This is a genomic window from Paenibacillus sp. FSL L8-0340, from assembly GCF_038593145.1.
In the GTDB taxonomy this organism is placed as follows: domain Bacteria; phylum Bacillota; class Bacilli; order Paenibacillales; family Paenibacillaceae; genus Paenibacillus_AQ.
The window spans coordinates 5868526-5884766 of the sequence record NZ_CP151967.1 but is presented as its reverse complement, the minus strand read 5'-3'; the positions used below and the strand labels follow the sequence as shown (position 1 = coordinate 5884766).

Here is a 16241-nt window from a genome sequence, read left to right as displayed (position 1 = left end):
CGGTTAAATTCAGGAAATCCAAACCTAACAGCGGCCGGAAGTCCAAACATTTTCTGTAGTCACGGCCAATCCCAGAATAGAAGAATTATAGGTTCAATCTATATAGTTAAATATTAAATTAAATCATACATTCAACATGTGTAATTGCTTCATTCACTTTCTCAGCTTGCTCTTTGTCTTGTTTCAAAAGATCACGCTCAGGCTTATATTCATTAAACTCTGCGATACAACAAGATGTTGGTCTACTCCAAGGATCTGATTCATTGAGTGGTATCATACTTCACTCGGAAGTGCTGGCCCGTGAAAACTAAATCCAGTGGCGACCTGACATGCGCCAGAGAGGGCAGTGATCATAGCGGGGGAGCGGATAATCCATCCCATCATTCTGACCAGAGGGAGAGTAATAGGATACTGGAACTACTATTGATTTCAGATTATGAGCAAGGCCACTGAAAAAGTCTCTTTTAAAAAAACGTCAAAAAACGAGCCTTTAGAATCGCTTCTCAGGCTCGTTTCACGTTTAGGGAATCATATTTGACCCCCTAAAGTTTTGGTTTTTTGAAAAACAGGTGTTTTTCAGTGTCCTCGTATGAGCTGGCGGGGATTTATTTCATTCACAAACAGAACTAGGCTCATTGTAGACAGTAGGGTAGAGCTCCATCAATTTGCTTTCCATTTCACAGGCTTTAACAATAGTTTCCTCTAACTCGCTTGATGCAATATCATCGTCAAGGATAGATTCCATTAGATTTGTGTATTCCTCTGCTAAATCCTGATTTTTATCAATCTCGTTAATAGAATCCTCGTAGTCAGACCAAGCTTTGTCCAGTTCATCCCCCATATGAATCAGGTCTTGACGATCCCGTTCCTTTTTCGCGTCATAAAGAAGTTTCCCCCCAATGCTTCCCCCAATTAATACGATTATAATAATCAATGTCCACCAATTCTTACTATTCATAGCTCCCCCTAAATCTGATAATAAATTCAGAATCATTCTATCAGAATTGGGTAATATTTACTATGCGCTTCATAGAGAACGATACAGATTCCTGACTGCTGCCCTTGCAATCCAAAATGTGAATTATTTGAATTTAAAGCCTACATTAAATAACCCGTCAACCTTAAGTGGTGTGGGGGTGTTGGACATTTGGGTAATAACTATTATTCAGATGAGGAGGTATAAAATGAATAAAACATTGATTGCTACAGTTACCAGTGTTCTTCTGTCTGCCTCAATTCTCGGTGCATGCAGTAACAATGACACAGTAGACGAGGCAGAGCCTACAGCGTCAAGTGCAGCGACTATGCCTGTTATTGAAGCTACAGCCACTCCTGAACCTTCTGCTACTGCCGCAGCCACGGAGGCGCAGGTGTCCGCCAGTCCGGACGCTACTGATCCTCAGACATCCCAACGTCCGGAGACCCAGGCATTTGGTGAACAGGAGGGAGGGGTCTCAGGGCAAGAAGGTACACTTGCGCAAGGTGATGGATATTCCCTGTATGTCTTTGATGATTTCACATTCGATGAACAGTCTGGCCGGTTAACACTCACTGAGGACCCCACCTATTATGCCGAAATTGAACACTTGCCATCCGGTTACGATCTCACCGCTCTGAAGCAACAGGGGCAAACTGAGCTTTCCGCAATGGGTAAGGCTAGCGACCATAGCGGTGAACTGTTTGAGCATCCTCTAGGTTTTGCAGATTTATATCTGCAGGCTACCGGTGATAAGGGAATAGAGGATTATATGGTGTGGAAGAATCAAGCGGGGGAAGCCTTTCTTTTCCGGATACACAATCCTAAGGGTGAACTGTCGAATAAATTTGCTCCATGGGTAATGGTTTCACTGTCAACACTTGAAAGGTAGCTTGAAACGGATTTTAGAAGCTTGCATAAATAACCCCGCCGGGCTTGTGTAAACTGTACCCTATAGAGCAGACACTTTAAAAAGGTCTCTCTATAGGGTGTCTCGCACAAACACGGCTTCATTCATTCCGATCAAGGTTCCACTACACCCATCCAGATTTTCAGAAGAAAGTGAAACATATGGGTCTTGGGCAATTCATGCCCAGACGAGCAAACTGCCGGGATAATGCGCCGCAGGAGTCGTTCTTTGGTCATTTTAAGGATGAAGTTTCACTGAAGGTCTTTTTTTAGAAATGTTGGGAAGGTCCTGTTTTTTGTTTATGGAGTTATTTGTTCAAATAAGGCCCCATCTGTTTGTCTGAGAAATTAAACGGCGAATGGATATCCCTCAGCCACATATTTCCTTTAATAATTAGGACGTATACTGCGATCACAAAATAGACGGATCCGATGATCCAGTCCGTCGTGCTTGCCAGATGGTGCGCCGTGATGTAGTACAGATACCATCCTCCGATCGGGAAATGGAAAACCAGCACAGCGAACAGGCCGGGATTATACCATGTTTTGGCTTTGATATTAGCGAAGATGCCATGCCAGATAAACTGGAAAAAGCCCATAAAGATTGGAGCCAGCGCCAGCCAAATTATGTTCGGGAAGAAGACCGGAAGCAGATAAAAGACATAGGCGATGACCAAATTAATAATCATTGCCGATTGCGGGTTCAACGGATAATGCTCCGGCTGTTCACTCTTAAATATAACGATATTGAACAAACCGCCAAAATAGCCGGGCCAGCGGTATTCTTCAAATTGATGCACCAGGATCGCGGTGAAGCTGAGCCATAAAATCATATTCAGTTCAGACATGGAACGATGATTGATTACGATTCCGATCGCTGTCACCGCCGCGACCAGCATCCCCAGATCAGGCCAGTATTTGCGCAAAATATTCATGAATCATCTCTCCTCGGCACTTAGTGGATGTTTAAGTAACGCTCCAGCAGCAGGTCAATCTGACGCTCGGCCGGCTTCATTTCGACGCCAGCTCCGGCTTCAAGAGTCGGCCTCATCAGTGCAGGCATGAACACGGCTCCAAAGATTTGCATCACCATCATCATTAAAAGTCCTTGATCCTGTTCATTCGTCAGTTCCATGAGCAGACTCTTGACTTTATCGAATCCAATGATCCGCATAAACTCCCCGTACTCCCGCTGCGACGCGAATAAGCCGGTATCCATCGTAATGATCCGCGACAACAGCTCCGGATACTGCTCCACCCTCCGTACATAATGCAGCAGAAAAAGCTTCAAGCGCTGTTCCGACGGCAGAGACAGATCTTCCAGCACATCAAAAGATTCCTGAAAACCCGACAGCATGATCCGGATCACTTCGCTAATCAGCTTATCCTTAGAGCCGAAGTAATAATTCACCAGCGAAACGTTCGTATTCGAACGTACCGCAATTTTGCGGATTGTGATCTTCTCGAATCCTTCCTGCTTGATCATCTCGAGTGCAGTTTGAAGAATGATTTCTTTGGTCTCATTGCTTTTGTCCATTTGCTTATTCTCCCTCCCTTCGTAAATGATAATTAAAACAATGTTTAAAACAATGTTTTAATTATGGTAACACCCTTTGCTTTTTGAATCAATAAGCGCTTCTTTAAAGTATTCAGTGAGATCAACCCAGTTGTTTTAGTTAAAAGTGCTCATTATGATAGGTGAAAAACCAATCTTATATGGATCTCATGACAGGAGGATGGGCTGTAACTTAGTCATAGCAAAGTCCTGCTACCATGATGGTAGCAGGACGTTTTGTTTAATGAATGGGAGGGTGGTGATTGTCGGAAAACCGGGACATTAACTGTCAGTAAGCCCATGATGTATGTAAAGAAATTTAAAGCTCTATCGAAGCCTGAAGTACTTGGTACCAAAAAGGAGCTAATGGTGGATCATTGATGCATTTCCTTTCCCGGTTAAAGAGTTTTCGAACATATCAATAATCTCCAAGAATCTCTCTGCTTCACGGAAAACGTGATCCGCGAGCAACGGGTGTATGATGCTTTTAATTTTGCATTGTTCGATTAAATCCCGGGCTGTTTTCTTAAAATCCCTTAATGATTTTACGGATACCCTATTCTGATCAAGAAACTGGTTTAAGATAGGACCGGTTTGCGATTGAGGCCGCATGGATTCAATATCTCTAGCCTGAAATAATAATTGATCAAAATCTTGACTGAATTCCCGGGCCTGCTCGACAAGTTTTCGTTCTGAAGGATCTAATAGATGACCTATGAATTTGGCATGGTCGGCCATAATTCTTAAGAAAAATACATTTTCATCAATAATAGCATCATATAATGGCTCTAATTTGCCCTGGTTTAGCTCTTCCAGCCGATTTCTAAAATAATTTGCTTCTCTACTTACATGATCCACTAAAAGTGGAAAATTCGTTTGTCCAGGGAGCTTGCAACATAGAATTAAGCCAAGTACTTTTCTTTTGAACGCCCATATGTGACATACTGCGGTATGAACCTCCTGATTAAATTGGTGAATCGTTGCAGGGTCTGTATCAAGGGAAAAAGCATGCACCCGTCTCTCAATGTCTTCGAAAATCCGGTAAAAGTGATTAGCTTCTTGTTTCAGGACTGTATCTTCCGCCCGGAACCCCAATCCTAGAAACAAGGAATGTTCTTTCATAATTCTTGACCAAAAGCTGATCTCTTCCAGAGACCGAGCGACAAACATGTCAGACATAATATCCCTCCTTATCATCTCTATAGACCATATGCTGGTTAAGCTTGGTCGGATACCTAATTATTTATAGAGGATGGATACAACTCGGTAGTAAAGATATGAACATGAAGTGAAAATGTTGATGGATACGGCGGCGGTTATGGTGGAGCGTGGACTTCGGGGTCATTGCTGCGGTTCTTCGCTATGCTTCTTTAATTAACTCCTTATAATCGTTGCGGACGTTGCCCACTGCCGGTGAGACGGGATAAGCCCGCATCTGCTCTGTATCATAAGGCCGCAATAACTTCATAAGAGAGGGGATGTCATGATTATGCCTGTCAAGCCACGCTGTCTCCGCTTCAGGGGTGAGGATAACCGGCATACGGTCGTGAATCTCGGCCATCAGGCTGTTGGATTCTGTAGTAATAATTGTGCAGGTGCTGAGCTTATTGCCGCTCTGATCCATCCAAATATCGTACAAGCCGGCCATGGAAAAAAGCTTTCCGTCACGCAGCGTAATTCTCAGCGGCTGTTTGCCGCCTTCCTGCGGCTTCCAGTCGTAGAAGCCGTCCGCAGGAATCACGCAGCGGCGTGAGCTCACCAGGTTTTTGAAGGATGCTTTTTCCAGAAGGGATTCTGCTCGGGCATTGATCATTTTGCTGCCGCTTTTGTCATCCTTGGCCCAGGACGGGACCAGTCCCCAGCGCAGTTCTCCAAGTTTGTTATGCTTGCCATTATGAATAACTGCCGGGATATACTGCATCGGGGCCGCGTTATATTTTGGGGCATAGTGGACAATGGTGGTGTCATTCGTAAAATAACGCAGCATCAACTCATCCATGGTTACGGTAATTGTGTATCTTCCGCACATGCTGATTTAGCCTCCCGGTTCATTTATGATGTGGTCTGAGATTGTTTACAGCGCTGTAGCCCTCATGCTATGCTCGGAGTATTTTATATTATTATAAATGAAGAATCGGACGATAGCGAAACGAAGGAGAGGATCCCGCATGATTATTGTAAGCTCCTGTCTCGCAGGAATGAAAGTAAGATACAACGGCACGGATTGTCTCGATACAAGCCTTCAAAAACTGCTGGATAATAACAAGGCAGTTGCTGTATGTCCAGAATTACTTGGCGGATTCTCGACACCGAGGGAACCGGCGGAAATTATCGGCGGCGGCGGGGAGGAGGTGCTGGAGGGGACAGCCAGGGTAATGGACCGTTCAGGAAATGATGTAACCGAAATGTACCTCAAAGGGGCTTATGAAACGCTGGAGAAAGCCCGGGAGATCGGAGCCAGCACCGTAGTGCTCAAAGAAAACAGCCCTTCTTGCGGCAGTGCGATGATCTATAACGGACAATTTGCCGGTGTGAAAATTCCCGGTCAAGGTGTAACGTCTGCTCTGCTAAGAAGAAACGGTATTGAAGTGATTTCTGAGCAGCAGCTCTCTGCCAGGCTGGAAGCTTTGGCACGTGCTGGAAAGTGAGTGGCTTAGCGGAAAATCCCACTAACAGCCCCCTAAAGGTTGTTACAATATTGTGTTTATTCACAGGTGGTAAAAGGCGGCATTCAGCAGTATAATCGAGTAGTCCTGTAAGAAAATCCTAAATTTCAAGAAGCGGAGAATTTAGTCATGAAACCCATCTATTTGGACCACGCCGCCTCAACCCCGGTTCATCCGGAGGTGGCCAAGGTTATGTACAATATGCTGCTTGAACAATACGGCAATGCGTCCAGTGTGCACACGTTCGGACGTTCCGCCAAAAAGATTGTGAACGGGGCACGCGATACCATCGCGGGCTTTTTAGGCTGTGCTCCCGATGAATGGGTATTCACCAGTGGAGGCACGGAGAGCGATAATCTGGCGTTGTTTGGAGCTGCAGCTGCTACCACGGAGAAGGGCAAACATATCATCACCACAGCAATTGAGCATCATGCCGTTCAACATACCTGCGTAGAACTGGAGAAGCAGGGCTATGATGTTACCTATCTTCCGGTTGATTCGACAGGCCTCGTTTCGATTTCAGATGTGGCAGCCGCTTTGCGAGATGATACGGTATTGATCAGTGTGATGTTTGCGAATAATGAGGTAGGAACAGTAGAGCCTATAGAAGAGATTGGCCGTCTCGCTGCAGAACGGGGCATTTTATTCCACGTCGATGCTGTACAGGCTCTCGGGATGATTCCCATCACACTTCGTGAGCTTCCCGTGGATTATATGAGCTTTTCTGCCCATAAAATAAACGGCCCGCAGGGCATCGGTGGACTATACGTACGGCGCGGTGCACCGCTGCATTCCAGACAGCACGGAGGACTCCAGGAGCGCGGCAGACGGGCCGGAACGGAGAGTCTTGCGAGCACAGCAGGTTTTGCCAAAGCGGTGAAACTGGCGGTGCAGGGGCTTCCGGGGCGGCAGGATAAAGCGCTTGAGCTGCGGAATGTGCTGCTGCAGGAGCTGGACAGCCGTATCGGGCGGCAGAACTATGTGATTAACGGAAACGGGCAGCATTTTTTACCTGGAATACTGAATGTAAGTTTTCCGGGAGCCCGGACCGATGTGATGCTGATGAACCTGGATATGGAGCGGATTGCTGCTGCCAGCGGCTCAGCCTGCACCTCTGGTTCACTGGAGGTTTCGCATGTTCTGCAAGCGATGAATCTTCCGGAAGAAGTTTTGGACTCGGCGATTCGTTTTAGCACAGGATTGGGTAATACTAATGAAGAAATAAAGCTTGTTGCAGAAAAAGTTGAAACCATCCTGAGACGGTTGCGTAGTGTAGACTAGGATTTTTTTCGGTCTCGTATCCGTTTCGGTATTTGGCTCTTTAACCAAAAGTGACTTGAAAGTACACTCAAAGCGAGGGGACTAAAGCAGCCATGAAACTTCAAGATATGATCGGCCTGGCTGTATATGAAGTTGAAGAAGGTAATGAAATCGGCAAAATTGTCGATGTTGTACTGGATTCAAACTGGAATATTACGGGTATTGAACTGGAAAGCAAATCTTTTTTTTCCAGTCATGTGAAAGTTGTGGCATGGGAAGATATTGTCGCTTATGGCGAAGATGCTGTCATGATTCGCAGTAAACAGTCGATATTAAAGGCCGACACTGACCATATACCCTATACTTTTCTTTTAGGAAAGAAGAAATTGAAGGATTTGCAGGTACTGACTGCATCCGGAACGATACTTGGACGAATATCCGATGTTTATTTTGACCAGAAGTTGGGAAACACAATAGTAGCGCTGGAAATCAGTGACGGGCTTGTAACTGATTTGATCGAAGGCCGCAAATGGCTGCCTTGTTCTGAAGAAATGTCCATTGGGGAGGATTCCGTACTGGTTCCCGCGATGAGCGAAGAACGGCTCCAAAAAGCCATTAATATTGTTAACGGATAGGTGGAATGTATTATATGAAGTGTCCAAACTGCAACTCCAAGGATATCGGCAAGATCGGTTCCCACCAGTTCTATTGCTGGGGCTGTTTCATCGAACTTACGGTTAACGGCGAGAAAATGTCGGTTTATCAGGTTGAAGAAGACGGCACGCTCAGTTCGCTTGACGATCTGTTCTTCGGGGAAGAAATTGCCCAGGATTTCCCCCAAATCCATGCATCCTCCTGATATAAGTCCTCGCACTGGCTAGCAGCGGGTACATATTTTTAAAAACAAGCGTCAGTTTCCTTTCAGCGTCCAATTTGCTGAGGGTTATTGGCGCTTTTTTTGCTTGGCTTTACGTTCAGCGGTTATTTTGCGGCAGGCATACATATACTTATTTACGAAGCCAGTCCAGTAATACCGCTAGGGGGTGCACTCATGGAGCAATGGTCCCAAAGTAAATGGTTCCGCTGGATGATCGGAGTGCTGCTCGCCCTGATCATTTTGTATTTTGTGTGGCAGCTTCGTCCGATGCTGCAGGGGATATTCCAGTTTCTAAAAGCGATTCTTGCGCCGTTTCTGGCGGCCATGATCATTTCTTATGTACTGAATCCGGTGGTCAGTATGCTGGCGGGACGGAAGATGCCGCGCAGCGTTGCCGTTCTTCTCATCTACGCCGTATTTCTGACTTCAATTGCGGTCATTGCCATCAATCTCATACCGATGTTTATCGAGCAGCTTGAGGAGCTGAACGAACATCTGCCGGAGATGACACTGCATGCGCAAGGCCTCATGAAGAATATGAATTCCCGGCTGATCCCGCCCGGTGTTGAGATGGGGATGAACAATTGGTTTTTTCAGCTGGAGGAACGCCTGGCAAAAGGAATATCACATTTCCTCGACAATATCGGGACAACGATAGGTGTGCTGTTTAATGCATTTATCGTTCCGTTTCTCGTGTTCTACATTCTCAAGGACTTTGACGTGTTCGAGCGGACCGTGGTTTCCTGCCTGCCCCGCTCACGCCGCAAAACGATTGTGAAGCTGCTCAAGGATATTGATGAAGCGCTGGGAAACTATATCCGCGGACAGTTCCTCGTCTGTATTATTATCGGCGTTTTGGCATATATCGGTTATGCCATCATCGGGATGCCTTACGCGCTGCTGTTTGCCTGTGTAGTCGCTGTGTTCAACATCGTTCCGTACATGGGCCCGTTCCTGGGGGCGGCTCCGGCCATTGTGATGGCCTCAACTCTGTCCCTGCGCCTTGTCCTGCTGGTGGCAGTAGTGAATACGCTATGCCAGATGCTGGAGAGCAATGTGATCTCGCCCCAGGTGGTCGGACGGAGGCTGCATCTGCATCCGCTGCTGATTATTTTTGCCCTGCTGGTCGGCGGAGAGGTGGCTGGAATGATTGGCCTTATTCTGGCGGTCCCGTGTTTTGCAGCCGGAAAAGTCGTAATTCAGCACATAATGGCTTATTATATTAAGCGAAAGCCGGTTTAGCCGGAGATACCATCGGATCCCACACTACAACATTAAGAAAGGGAACACGCATGCAAACGTTGCAATCCCTGCAGTATGAAGAGCTTCATTCCCATTACAACAGGTATTTGTCTCCATTTCTCCCTTACAGCTCAAACGATCGATATACCGACCGGATCCTTCTGCCTGAATCCATAGGAAGCGGCAGCATCAGCCGGACACGTCTCAGACCCGGTATGGAGGTTATCATGGCTGACTTCCAGATTAAGGACGACCATACCATGCAGCTTCGCAGCGTTCTTCCAATGGTCGATCTGACCTTCTGGATTCAGGGCTATATTGAAATCCTTCATTCAGGAATACAAGAGCAGATTTCCCCGGTCTTGGCCACCTTACATTTGGCCTGGAGCAGCAGCTTGAACTAAAATATGCGGCAGGGATGCCAATAGCCATCTGTGAAATTCGTTTGTCTACAGCTTTATTTGATGAATTAATGGATGAACTTGGACACGTGCGTTACAGCTCTTCATTGATTCTTGGTGGACGGGAGAATCTCATATTTCATCACTCCATATTGCCCAAGGTGCAGGCCATTCTGCAGGATCTACGCTCCCATCCCTTTACCGGACCGATGCGAAAAATGTTCCTCGAAGGAAAAGCTCTGGAGCTGCTTGCCCTCTGGCTCCAGCAAACCTTGTTTGAAGACGAAGTACCCGCACAGCGGGGCAGAATTTGGCTGCGTAAAGAGGATATCGCGAGAGTGCGCGAGGCGTTCGGGATTTTGGAGAAGCGGATGGAGCAGCCGCCGTCATTGCTGGAATTGTCCAAGCTGGCCGGAATCAGCGATTCCAAGCTGAAAGCCGGTTTCAAGGAACTATTCGGCACTACCGTCTTCGGATATTTAAAGGAAAAGCGGCTGGATAAGGCGAAGGAACTGCTCGAAATGGAACGAATCAATGTGTGTGAAGCCGCGCTTATGGTGGGCTATTCCAACCCGAGCCATTTTGCAGCTAGCTTCCGAGAGAGGTTCGGATGTAATCTGAGTGAGTGGATCATTGAATCCCAACGCTTGTAATCCGTCCAACGACAGCACCCAACCCTACACTGTTACTTATTGAACGTACCGGAGCGGACACCCTCTGCATAGGATGATAGACTGAATGCAACCGCGGTACATTCACATCATAATGGAGGTCCGCCTTGAATACTCACCCTATTAGCCTCGCAGAAACAGAGCAGCATTCGTTGGCAAAATCAAGCAGGTGGCTTCTGTAGATAAACTGCCTCATTATCATAAAATACACATAACTATTAATGCTGTTCTGTTATTGTTTGTTATTTTATATGTGTGGTCCTTGTACGCATTGATTAAATGGAAAAATACAAAACAGTTGACCAAGCCACAGCGCTACATCCGTTCTATGAATCTACTCTTAATCAATATTGTACTTCCGATTGCCGTACTGATCGGTATTCCCATGCTGCTGCTCCCCTGGCCGGTTGCTTTATTGTTTCTTCCGGGCATAGCGCATTTTATTTTGATCTTCTGTCTGTTATTGATAGCCACCGGAGTGGTTAAGATCGTACGGATAGGAAGAGATATACCGTGGCTGATTGGCGTTCTGTCGCTCTACAGCTTATATTTCGGATAATTCCACGTTGACTATAGTCAACGTTTTTGGTTATAATGTTGTGTAATATTACGATTATGTTGTGATGAATAGCAGTTCGATGAAGAGGAGTATTAACTCACGCGACGTTATAGCAGAGAGCCGGTGCATTGGTGCAAGCCGGTTAACGGAACGGAATGAACTCACCTCCGAGTAACGGCGCAAGCCGCAGGTTTCGCAGGGCAGATGCTGCGAAAGGCCAGTGTGTGAACCGTCGTCGCCTCACCTCCGTTAAAGGGTGTCAAAGTGAGTGGCAGAATAAAGCATGTTCAGCCGCTAACTAGGGTGGTACCACGGGAATTCAAACCTCTCGTCCCTAGCGATCATACGCTAGGGATGGGAGGTTTTTTTGCGGAGTTGGGCTATGCCCCGGTAAACAATAAGTCTGCCTGAGACGATCGAAGGCAGACATCTCCCAGCGGAGCAGCGAGTCTTGAGCTGGTTCTTGGACTTTGCTGCCCGTCAGGCAAAACAGATGGGATTTTTAAGAGTTACAGGGAAACGGAACGGAGAAAAATTTTGGAGCTGGAGCAACGTCAGTGGCCGCCTTTATACTCGGATTTCAACCGCTTAGTGTGAGATCAGAAATCCGAGTATAACAGCGGGCGGAAGCCCAAAACTTTTTTGCAGCGGAGTTTTATTCTCTGAATTCTTTTAAGAACAGCAGGTTTAACTAAGTAAGCAACACTCCAAGGAGGAGCATAAGATGAGCGAAAACAAAGTGAGCACCCCAACTGGGGCCGGCTACCGCGCCCAGAGCATTGAACCCAAATGGCAGAAGTTCTGGGATGAGAACAAAACGTTTAAGACAGGTGAGGATTCAAGTAAACCGAAATTTTACGCCCTGGATATGTTTCCGTATCCTTCAGGCGCAGGGCTGCACGTAGGCCATCCGGAAGGTTACACGGCGACGGATATTGTCTCCCGTTACAAGCGGATGCGCGGTTATAACGTGCTGCATCCAATGGGCTGGGATGCCTTTGGACTTCCGGCAGAGCAGTATGCGATGGATACCGGACAACATCCGCGTGATATCACTTTCAAGAACATTGACAATTTCCGCCGCCAGATCAAATCGCTGGGCTTCTCCTATGACTGGGACCGCGAGATCAGCACAACCGATCCGGGCTATTACAAATGGACGCAATGGATCTTCATCCAGCTGTACAACCGCGGCCTGGCATATGTAGCTGAGGTATCGGTGAACTGGTGCGAAGCTTTGGGTACGGTGCTGGCCAATGAAGAGGTTATTGACGGCAAAAGCGAGCGCGGCGGTCATCCCGTCGTCCGCAGACCGATGCGCCAATGGATTCTGAAAATTACAGAGTACGCCGAACGTCTGCTGGAGGATTTGGAAGAGCTGGATTGGGAAGAAAGCATCAAGGATATGCAGCGCAACTGGATCGGCAAATCAACCGGTGCGGAAGTCAATTTCGCGATTGATGGACATGATGCAGCATTGACTGTGTTCACAACCCGTCCGGATACCTTGTTCGGCGCAAGCTACTGTGTGCTGGCACCAGAGCATAAACTGGTTGATGCTATCACGACAGAAGCTCAGCGTGCTGCGGTCGCGGAATACCGCGACAAAGCTGCCCGCAAGAGTGATCTGGAGCGTACGGATTTGGCCAAGGAGAAGAGCGGCGTATTCACCGGCGCTTACGCTATTAACCCGGTCAATGGAGCACAGGTGCCGATCTGGATCGCCGATTATGTGCTGGCCGGTTACGGAACCGGAGCTATTATGGCGGTTCCGGGACATGATACCCGCGACTGGGAATTCGCCAAGCAATTTGGCTTGAACATCGTCGAAGTAGTACAGGGCGGTAATGTGGAAGAAGAAGCCTATGGCGGCGATGGCCCGCATGTGAATTCCGATTTCCTGAACGGTCTGGATAACAGCGAAGCCATCGTGAAGATGATTGCCTGGCTGGAGGAAAAGGGCAGCGGCCAAGGCAAGGTAACCTACCGCCTGCGTGACTGGCTGTTTAGCCGCCAACGCTATTGGGGCGAGCCGATTCCGATTCTTCATTTGGAAGATGGCACGATGAAGACTGTTCCGGTGGATCAGCTGCCGCTGGTGCTGCCTGATGTGGACGCGATCAAACCTTCGGGTACGGGCGAATCTCCGCTGGCCAACGTCACCGAGTGGGTGGAAACCGTTGATCCGGAAACCGGGATGAAAGCCCGCCGCGAGACGAACACAATGCCGCAATGGGCCGGCAGCTGCTGGTATTACCTGCGCTATATTGATCCGCATAATGACAAGGAGCTGTGTTCGCCGGAGAAGCAAAAGGAATGGCTGCCGGTTGATCTGTACATTGGCGGAGCTGAACATGCAGTGCTTCACCTGCTGTACGCCCGTTTCTGGCATAAAGTATTGTATGATATCGGTGTAGTGGATACCAAGGAACCGTTCCACAAGCTGGTGAACCAGGGCATGATCCTGGGCAACAACAACGAAAAAATGAGCAAATCACGCGGCAATGTCATCAACCCGGATGAAATTGTGGAAGCTTTTGGCGCAGATACACTCCGTGTCTATGAAATGTTCATGGGGCCGCTGGAAGCAACCAAGCCTTGGAATGAAAAAGGTGTGGAAGGCATTCACCGCTTCCTCTCCCGCGTATGGCGCCTGTTCGTGAACGAGGACGGCAGCCTCAGTGCCAAGATTTCCGTGGATGGCGGTACAGACGAGTTCAAACGCACCTGGCACAAGACACTGAAGAAGGTTACCGAGGACTTCGAGAATCTGCGCTTCAATACGGCGATCAGCCAGCTGATGATCTTCATCAACGATGCCTATAAGCAGGACAGCTTGTCCCGTGAATCGGCAGAGCATTTCGTACAAATGCTGTCGCCGCTGGCACCGCATATTTCTGAGGAGCTCTGGCAGCTGCTGGGCCACGAAGGCAGCATCAGCTATGTATCATGGCCAGCTTATGATGAAGCTTTGACGGTGGATGCAGAAGTGGAGATCGTTGTACAGGTTAACGGCAAGATTGTAGGGCGTGCACAGATCCCGCAGGATATGGGGCAGGAAGACATGCAGAATCATGCATTGGCTCTTCCTAGTGTGAAGGCGGCTGTAGAGGGCAAAACCGTACGCAAGATCATTGCGGTTCCCGGAAAGCTTGTAAATATTGTAGTGGGTTAAGCGAAGAACGCATTTTTACCCGCAGCTACGGAGTATTCCGTGCTGCGGGTTTTTTGTTAAGGTTCAAAATTCATGGATGTTCCAATGCAGCTCGGAGGCCCGCTTTTTCTCAAGCCGTTCAGGCTTCTAGCGATCCAAAGGGCCTTGCACAATACCGTCCCGGCCGAAGAGTGAATTAAGCCTGTCGACATCCTCATCGTATTTATCATGCGTTGTGGTAATCAGCCGCTCGAATACGCCTTCCAGACTGCTGCGCAGATGATTTAAGGCTTCTGCTGTAATGCCTCCGCGGACAGCGACACGTTCCTGCAGCTCCTGCGGGGTGAAGTCTGCTTCTGTCAGCAGCTTGCCTGTCCCGAGCAGCATTTCTCCGGCTAGACGGCTGACCAAGGCTTCTTCAATACCTGTGGCTTCCACTGCTGCGGCGATCCAGCGTTCGATGAAATAGCTGATAAATGCAGGACCGCAGCTGGAGAAATCCGAAGCAATTCGGGTATGGCTCTCCAGGATTTCCGCCGGAACACTTATGAAAGACAGCAGTCTCAGGAGCAACAGCCTGTCTTTTTTATTAATTCTGCTGCCGAAAATGCATAGTGAAGTTCCGCTTTTGACACTGTGGGTGATGCTGGGGATGACCTTGGCTATTTTGGACGGCAGAACCGATTCCAGATGGTACAGCTGGACCGGACTGGTAATGGATACGACAATCTGCTCACTATTCAGACAGGGTGCAATTTCATCCGTCAGCGTTTTGAATTCCAAAGGTTTGACACATAAAAACACAATGTCGCTGCCAGTCGCGGTATCCCTGTTGCTGCCGCATATGGTGATACCAGGGTGGTGCTTCTGAAGCTGAATCAGCCGGGTTGAACTGCGGTTGCTGGCCAGCACGTCGCATGCATCAAGTGCTCCTGAAGAAAGAAAGGCGTCGATGAGCAGACTGCCCATGCTGCCTGTTCCGATAAATCCCACTTTCATTCTGTGGTTACCTCCTTTCCCTGAGTTGCTGGGCTTGCAGGAATACTCTTCGTTAAATGTATGCAGTGTACACTTGGACACATGACAGGTTTCGCCCGCATTTTTGAATAAAATTCCAGAAGTTGCGTCATATTTGGTTTTGCATAAGGATTGCATAAATAATCAGGGCAAATTGTAGAGGAGGACAGGTACTTGAATAAGAGAATGATGGTCAGTGTTATTGTAGCAGTACTGCTGGGAGGAGGGCTGGTCTGGGCTGCGGATCGGGAAGAAGACAGCGGCATCTCCGGGTGGGAGACGATGGACACCTCTATGGCGCTGGCGGTTGGCGGAGCGAATACAGAGGAAACACTCCCCGCTGGTAAGAGCAGCAAGTCAGCTGCGCTGCAGAGTGAAGGCAGTAAAGAGGGGATTGAAGTAAACGGAGGAGCCAAAAAAGCCGGAGCAGCAGCACAGGCTGGTAATACTGCGTTTACTAGAGCCGGGGCGGACAGCGGTCCAAATGCTGCTGACCCGGCTGGAGGGGCCGCATCTCAGGATAATAGCGGGACCGGAGGGGGCAAGGCGGCGGCAACGGCGGGCACACAAACAGCTGGGACCCCTGCAGTGGCAGGCGGAGAGGGTATTCCATCGGCACAAGGCGCAGCTTCCACGGCACAAGCTAATGAGAAGACGGAAGGGAAAATCAATGTGAACACCGCCGGAGCCGCTGAGCTTATGGATTTGCCGGGAATTGGCGAGAAGAAGGCGCAGGCGATTATTGATTACCGCAGCAGCAAGGGGGCTTTCCGCAGCTTGTCCGAACTAGGAGAGGTGAAGGGGATTGGGCCAAGGATGCTGGAAAAGCTTGAGCCTCGGGTACTGTTTTGAAACGGGAGATGCCGTTTCCGGAGAAGAGGAGACTGTTCTCCTAGTGAAAGCAAGCTGCAATATGCTACAATAGTGAACAACTATTGAAGAGAAAGCGGAGAT

The 16241-nt window shown here is 48.2% G+C and carries 17 protein-coding genes and 1 pseudogene; 12 read left to right on the top strand and 6 right to left on the bottom strand.

All coding sequences use genetic code 11. The features are described 5' to 3' along the window. Positions 1-610: 610 nt before the first annotated feature. Positions 611-958, bottom strand: coding sequence for a hypothetical protein (locus tag NST07_RS27015; RefSeq protein WP_342480524.1), 348 nt, complete (start codon positions 956-958; stop codon positions 611-613). 226 nt (positions 959-1184) lie between these two features. Between NST07_RS27015 and NST07_RS27010 the strand changes: the two genes are divergently transcribed. Together NST07_RS27010 and NST07_RS27005 are read left to right on the top strand one after the other, a co-directional pair. Continuing rightward, on the top strand, positions 1185-1868 hold the full coding sequence (locus tag NST07_RS27010; protein WP_341095634.1) for a hypothetical protein: 684 nt from the start codon (positions 1185-1187) through the stop codon (positions 1866-1868). 117 nt (positions 1869-1985) lie between these two features. Next, positions 1986-2146, top strand: a pseudogene (locus NST07_RS27005) (IS3 family transposase); the annotation flags it as partial. A gap of 47 nt (positions 2147-2193) precedes the next feature. Here NST07_RS27005 and NST07_RS27000 read toward each other — a convergent pair. The 4 genes from NST07_RS27000 to NST07_RS26985 all read right to left on the bottom strand — a co-directional run bounded on the left by NST07_RS27000 (position 2194) and on the right by NST07_RS26985 (position 5469). Then, positions 2194-2820, bottom strand: a complete 627-nt coding sequence (locus NST07_RS27000; RefSeq protein ID WP_342480523.1) for an HXXEE domain-containing protein — start codon at positions 2818-2820, stop codon at positions 2194-2196. A 20-nt stretch (positions 2821-2840) separates the two neighbouring features. Next, the gene (locus NST07_RS26995; RefSeq protein ID WP_342480522.1) at positions 2841-3422 is read right to left on the bottom strand and encodes a TetR/AcrR family transcriptional regulator; all 582 of its coding nucleotides are present in this window, start codon (positions 3420-3422) and stop codon (positions 2841-2843) included. A gap of 381 nt (positions 3423-3803) precedes the next feature. Then, positions 3804-4619 (bottom strand): DUF2935 domain-containing protein, encoded by an 816-nt coding sequence (locus NST07_RS26990; RefSeq protein ID WP_341095629.1) that lies wholly within the window; start codon positions 4617-4619, stop codon positions 3804-3806. Positions 4620-4800: 181 nt separating this feature from the next. Next, positions 4801-5469 (bottom strand): SOS response-associated peptidase, encoded by a 669-nt coding sequence (locus tag NST07_RS26985; RefSeq protein ID WP_341095628.1) that lies wholly within the window; start codon positions 5467-5469, stop codon positions 4801-4803. Positions 5470-5608: 139 nt separating this feature from the next. Between NST07_RS26985 and NST07_RS26980 the strand changes: the two genes are divergently transcribed. The 9 genes from NST07_RS26980 to leuS all read left to right on the top strand — a co-directional run bounded on the left by NST07_RS26980 (position 5609) and on the right by leuS (position 14291). Then, positions 5609-6088, top strand: coding sequence for a DUF523 domain-containing protein (locus NST07_RS26980; RefSeq protein ID WP_342480521.1), 480 nt, complete (start codon positions 5609-5611; stop codon positions 6086-6088). Positions 6089-6235: 147 nt separating this feature from the next. Beyond that, entirely contained in the window at positions 6236-7387 is a 1152-nt protein-coding gene (locus NST07_RS26975; RefSeq protein ID WP_342480520.1) for a cysteine desulfurase family protein, read from the top strand. A gap of 92 nt (positions 7388-7479) precedes the next feature. Continuing rightward, the gene (locus NST07_RS26970; protein WP_341095625.1) at positions 7480-8001 is read left to right on the top strand and encodes a PRC-barrel domain-containing protein; all 522 of its coding nucleotides are present in this window, start codon (positions 7480-7482) and stop codon (positions 7999-8001) included. Between the two features lie 14 nt (positions 8002-8015). Beyond that, positions 8016-8225, top strand: coding sequence for a hypothetical protein (locus NST07_RS26965; protein ID WP_341095624.1), 210 nt, complete (start codon positions 8016-8018; stop codon positions 8223-8225). A 192-nt stretch (positions 8226-8417) separates the two neighbouring features. Next, a complete protein-coding gene (locus NST07_RS26960) occupies positions 8418-9485 on the top strand; it encodes an AI-2E family transporter (protein ID WP_341095623.1) in 1068 nt (355 codons plus the stop codon). 50 nt (positions 9486-9535) lie between these two features. Continuing rightward, positions 9536-9889: a hypothetical protein gene (locus NST07_RS26955; protein WP_341379576.1), complete on the top strand. Its 354-nt coding sequence runs from the start codon at positions 9536-9538 to the stop codon at positions 9887-9889. Positions 9890-9903: 14 nt separating this feature from the next. After that, positions 9904-10539 carry an AraC family transcriptional regulator gene (locus NST07_RS26950; RefSeq protein WP_342480519.1) on the top strand — a complete coding sequence of 212 codons (636 nt, stop codon included), beginning with the start codon at positions 9904-9906 and terminating at the stop codon, positions 10537-10539. Between the two features lie 346 nt (positions 10540-10885). Beyond that, the gene (locus NST07_RS26945; RefSeq protein ID WP_341095621.1) at positions 10886-11116 is read left to right on the top strand and encodes a hypothetical protein; all 231 of its coding nucleotides are present in this window, start codon (positions 10886-10888) and stop codon (positions 11114-11116) included. Positions 11117-11840: 724 nt separating this feature from the next. Further along, positions 11841-14291: a leucine--tRNA ligase gene (gene leuS, locus NST07_RS26940; protein ID WP_342480518.1), complete on the top strand. Its 2451-nt coding sequence runs from the start codon at positions 11841-11843 to the stop codon at positions 14289-14291. 126 nt (positions 14292-14417) lie between these two features. On the opposite strand, the gene comER is transcribed toward leuS, so the two are convergent. Further along, entirely contained in the window at positions 14418-15269 is an 852-nt protein-coding gene (gene comER, locus NST07_RS26935) for a late competence protein ComER (RefSeq protein ID WP_342480517.1), read from the bottom strand. A 192-nt stretch (positions 15270-15461) separates the two neighbouring features. Between comER and NST07_RS26930 the strand changes: the two genes are divergently transcribed. Then, the gene (locus NST07_RS26930) at positions 15462-16139 is read left to right on the top strand and encodes a helix-hairpin-helix domain-containing protein (RefSeq protein ID WP_342480516.1); all 678 of its coding nucleotides are present in this window, start codon (positions 15462-15464) and stop codon (positions 16137-16139) included. Positions 16140-16241 lie beyond the last annotated feature (102 nt).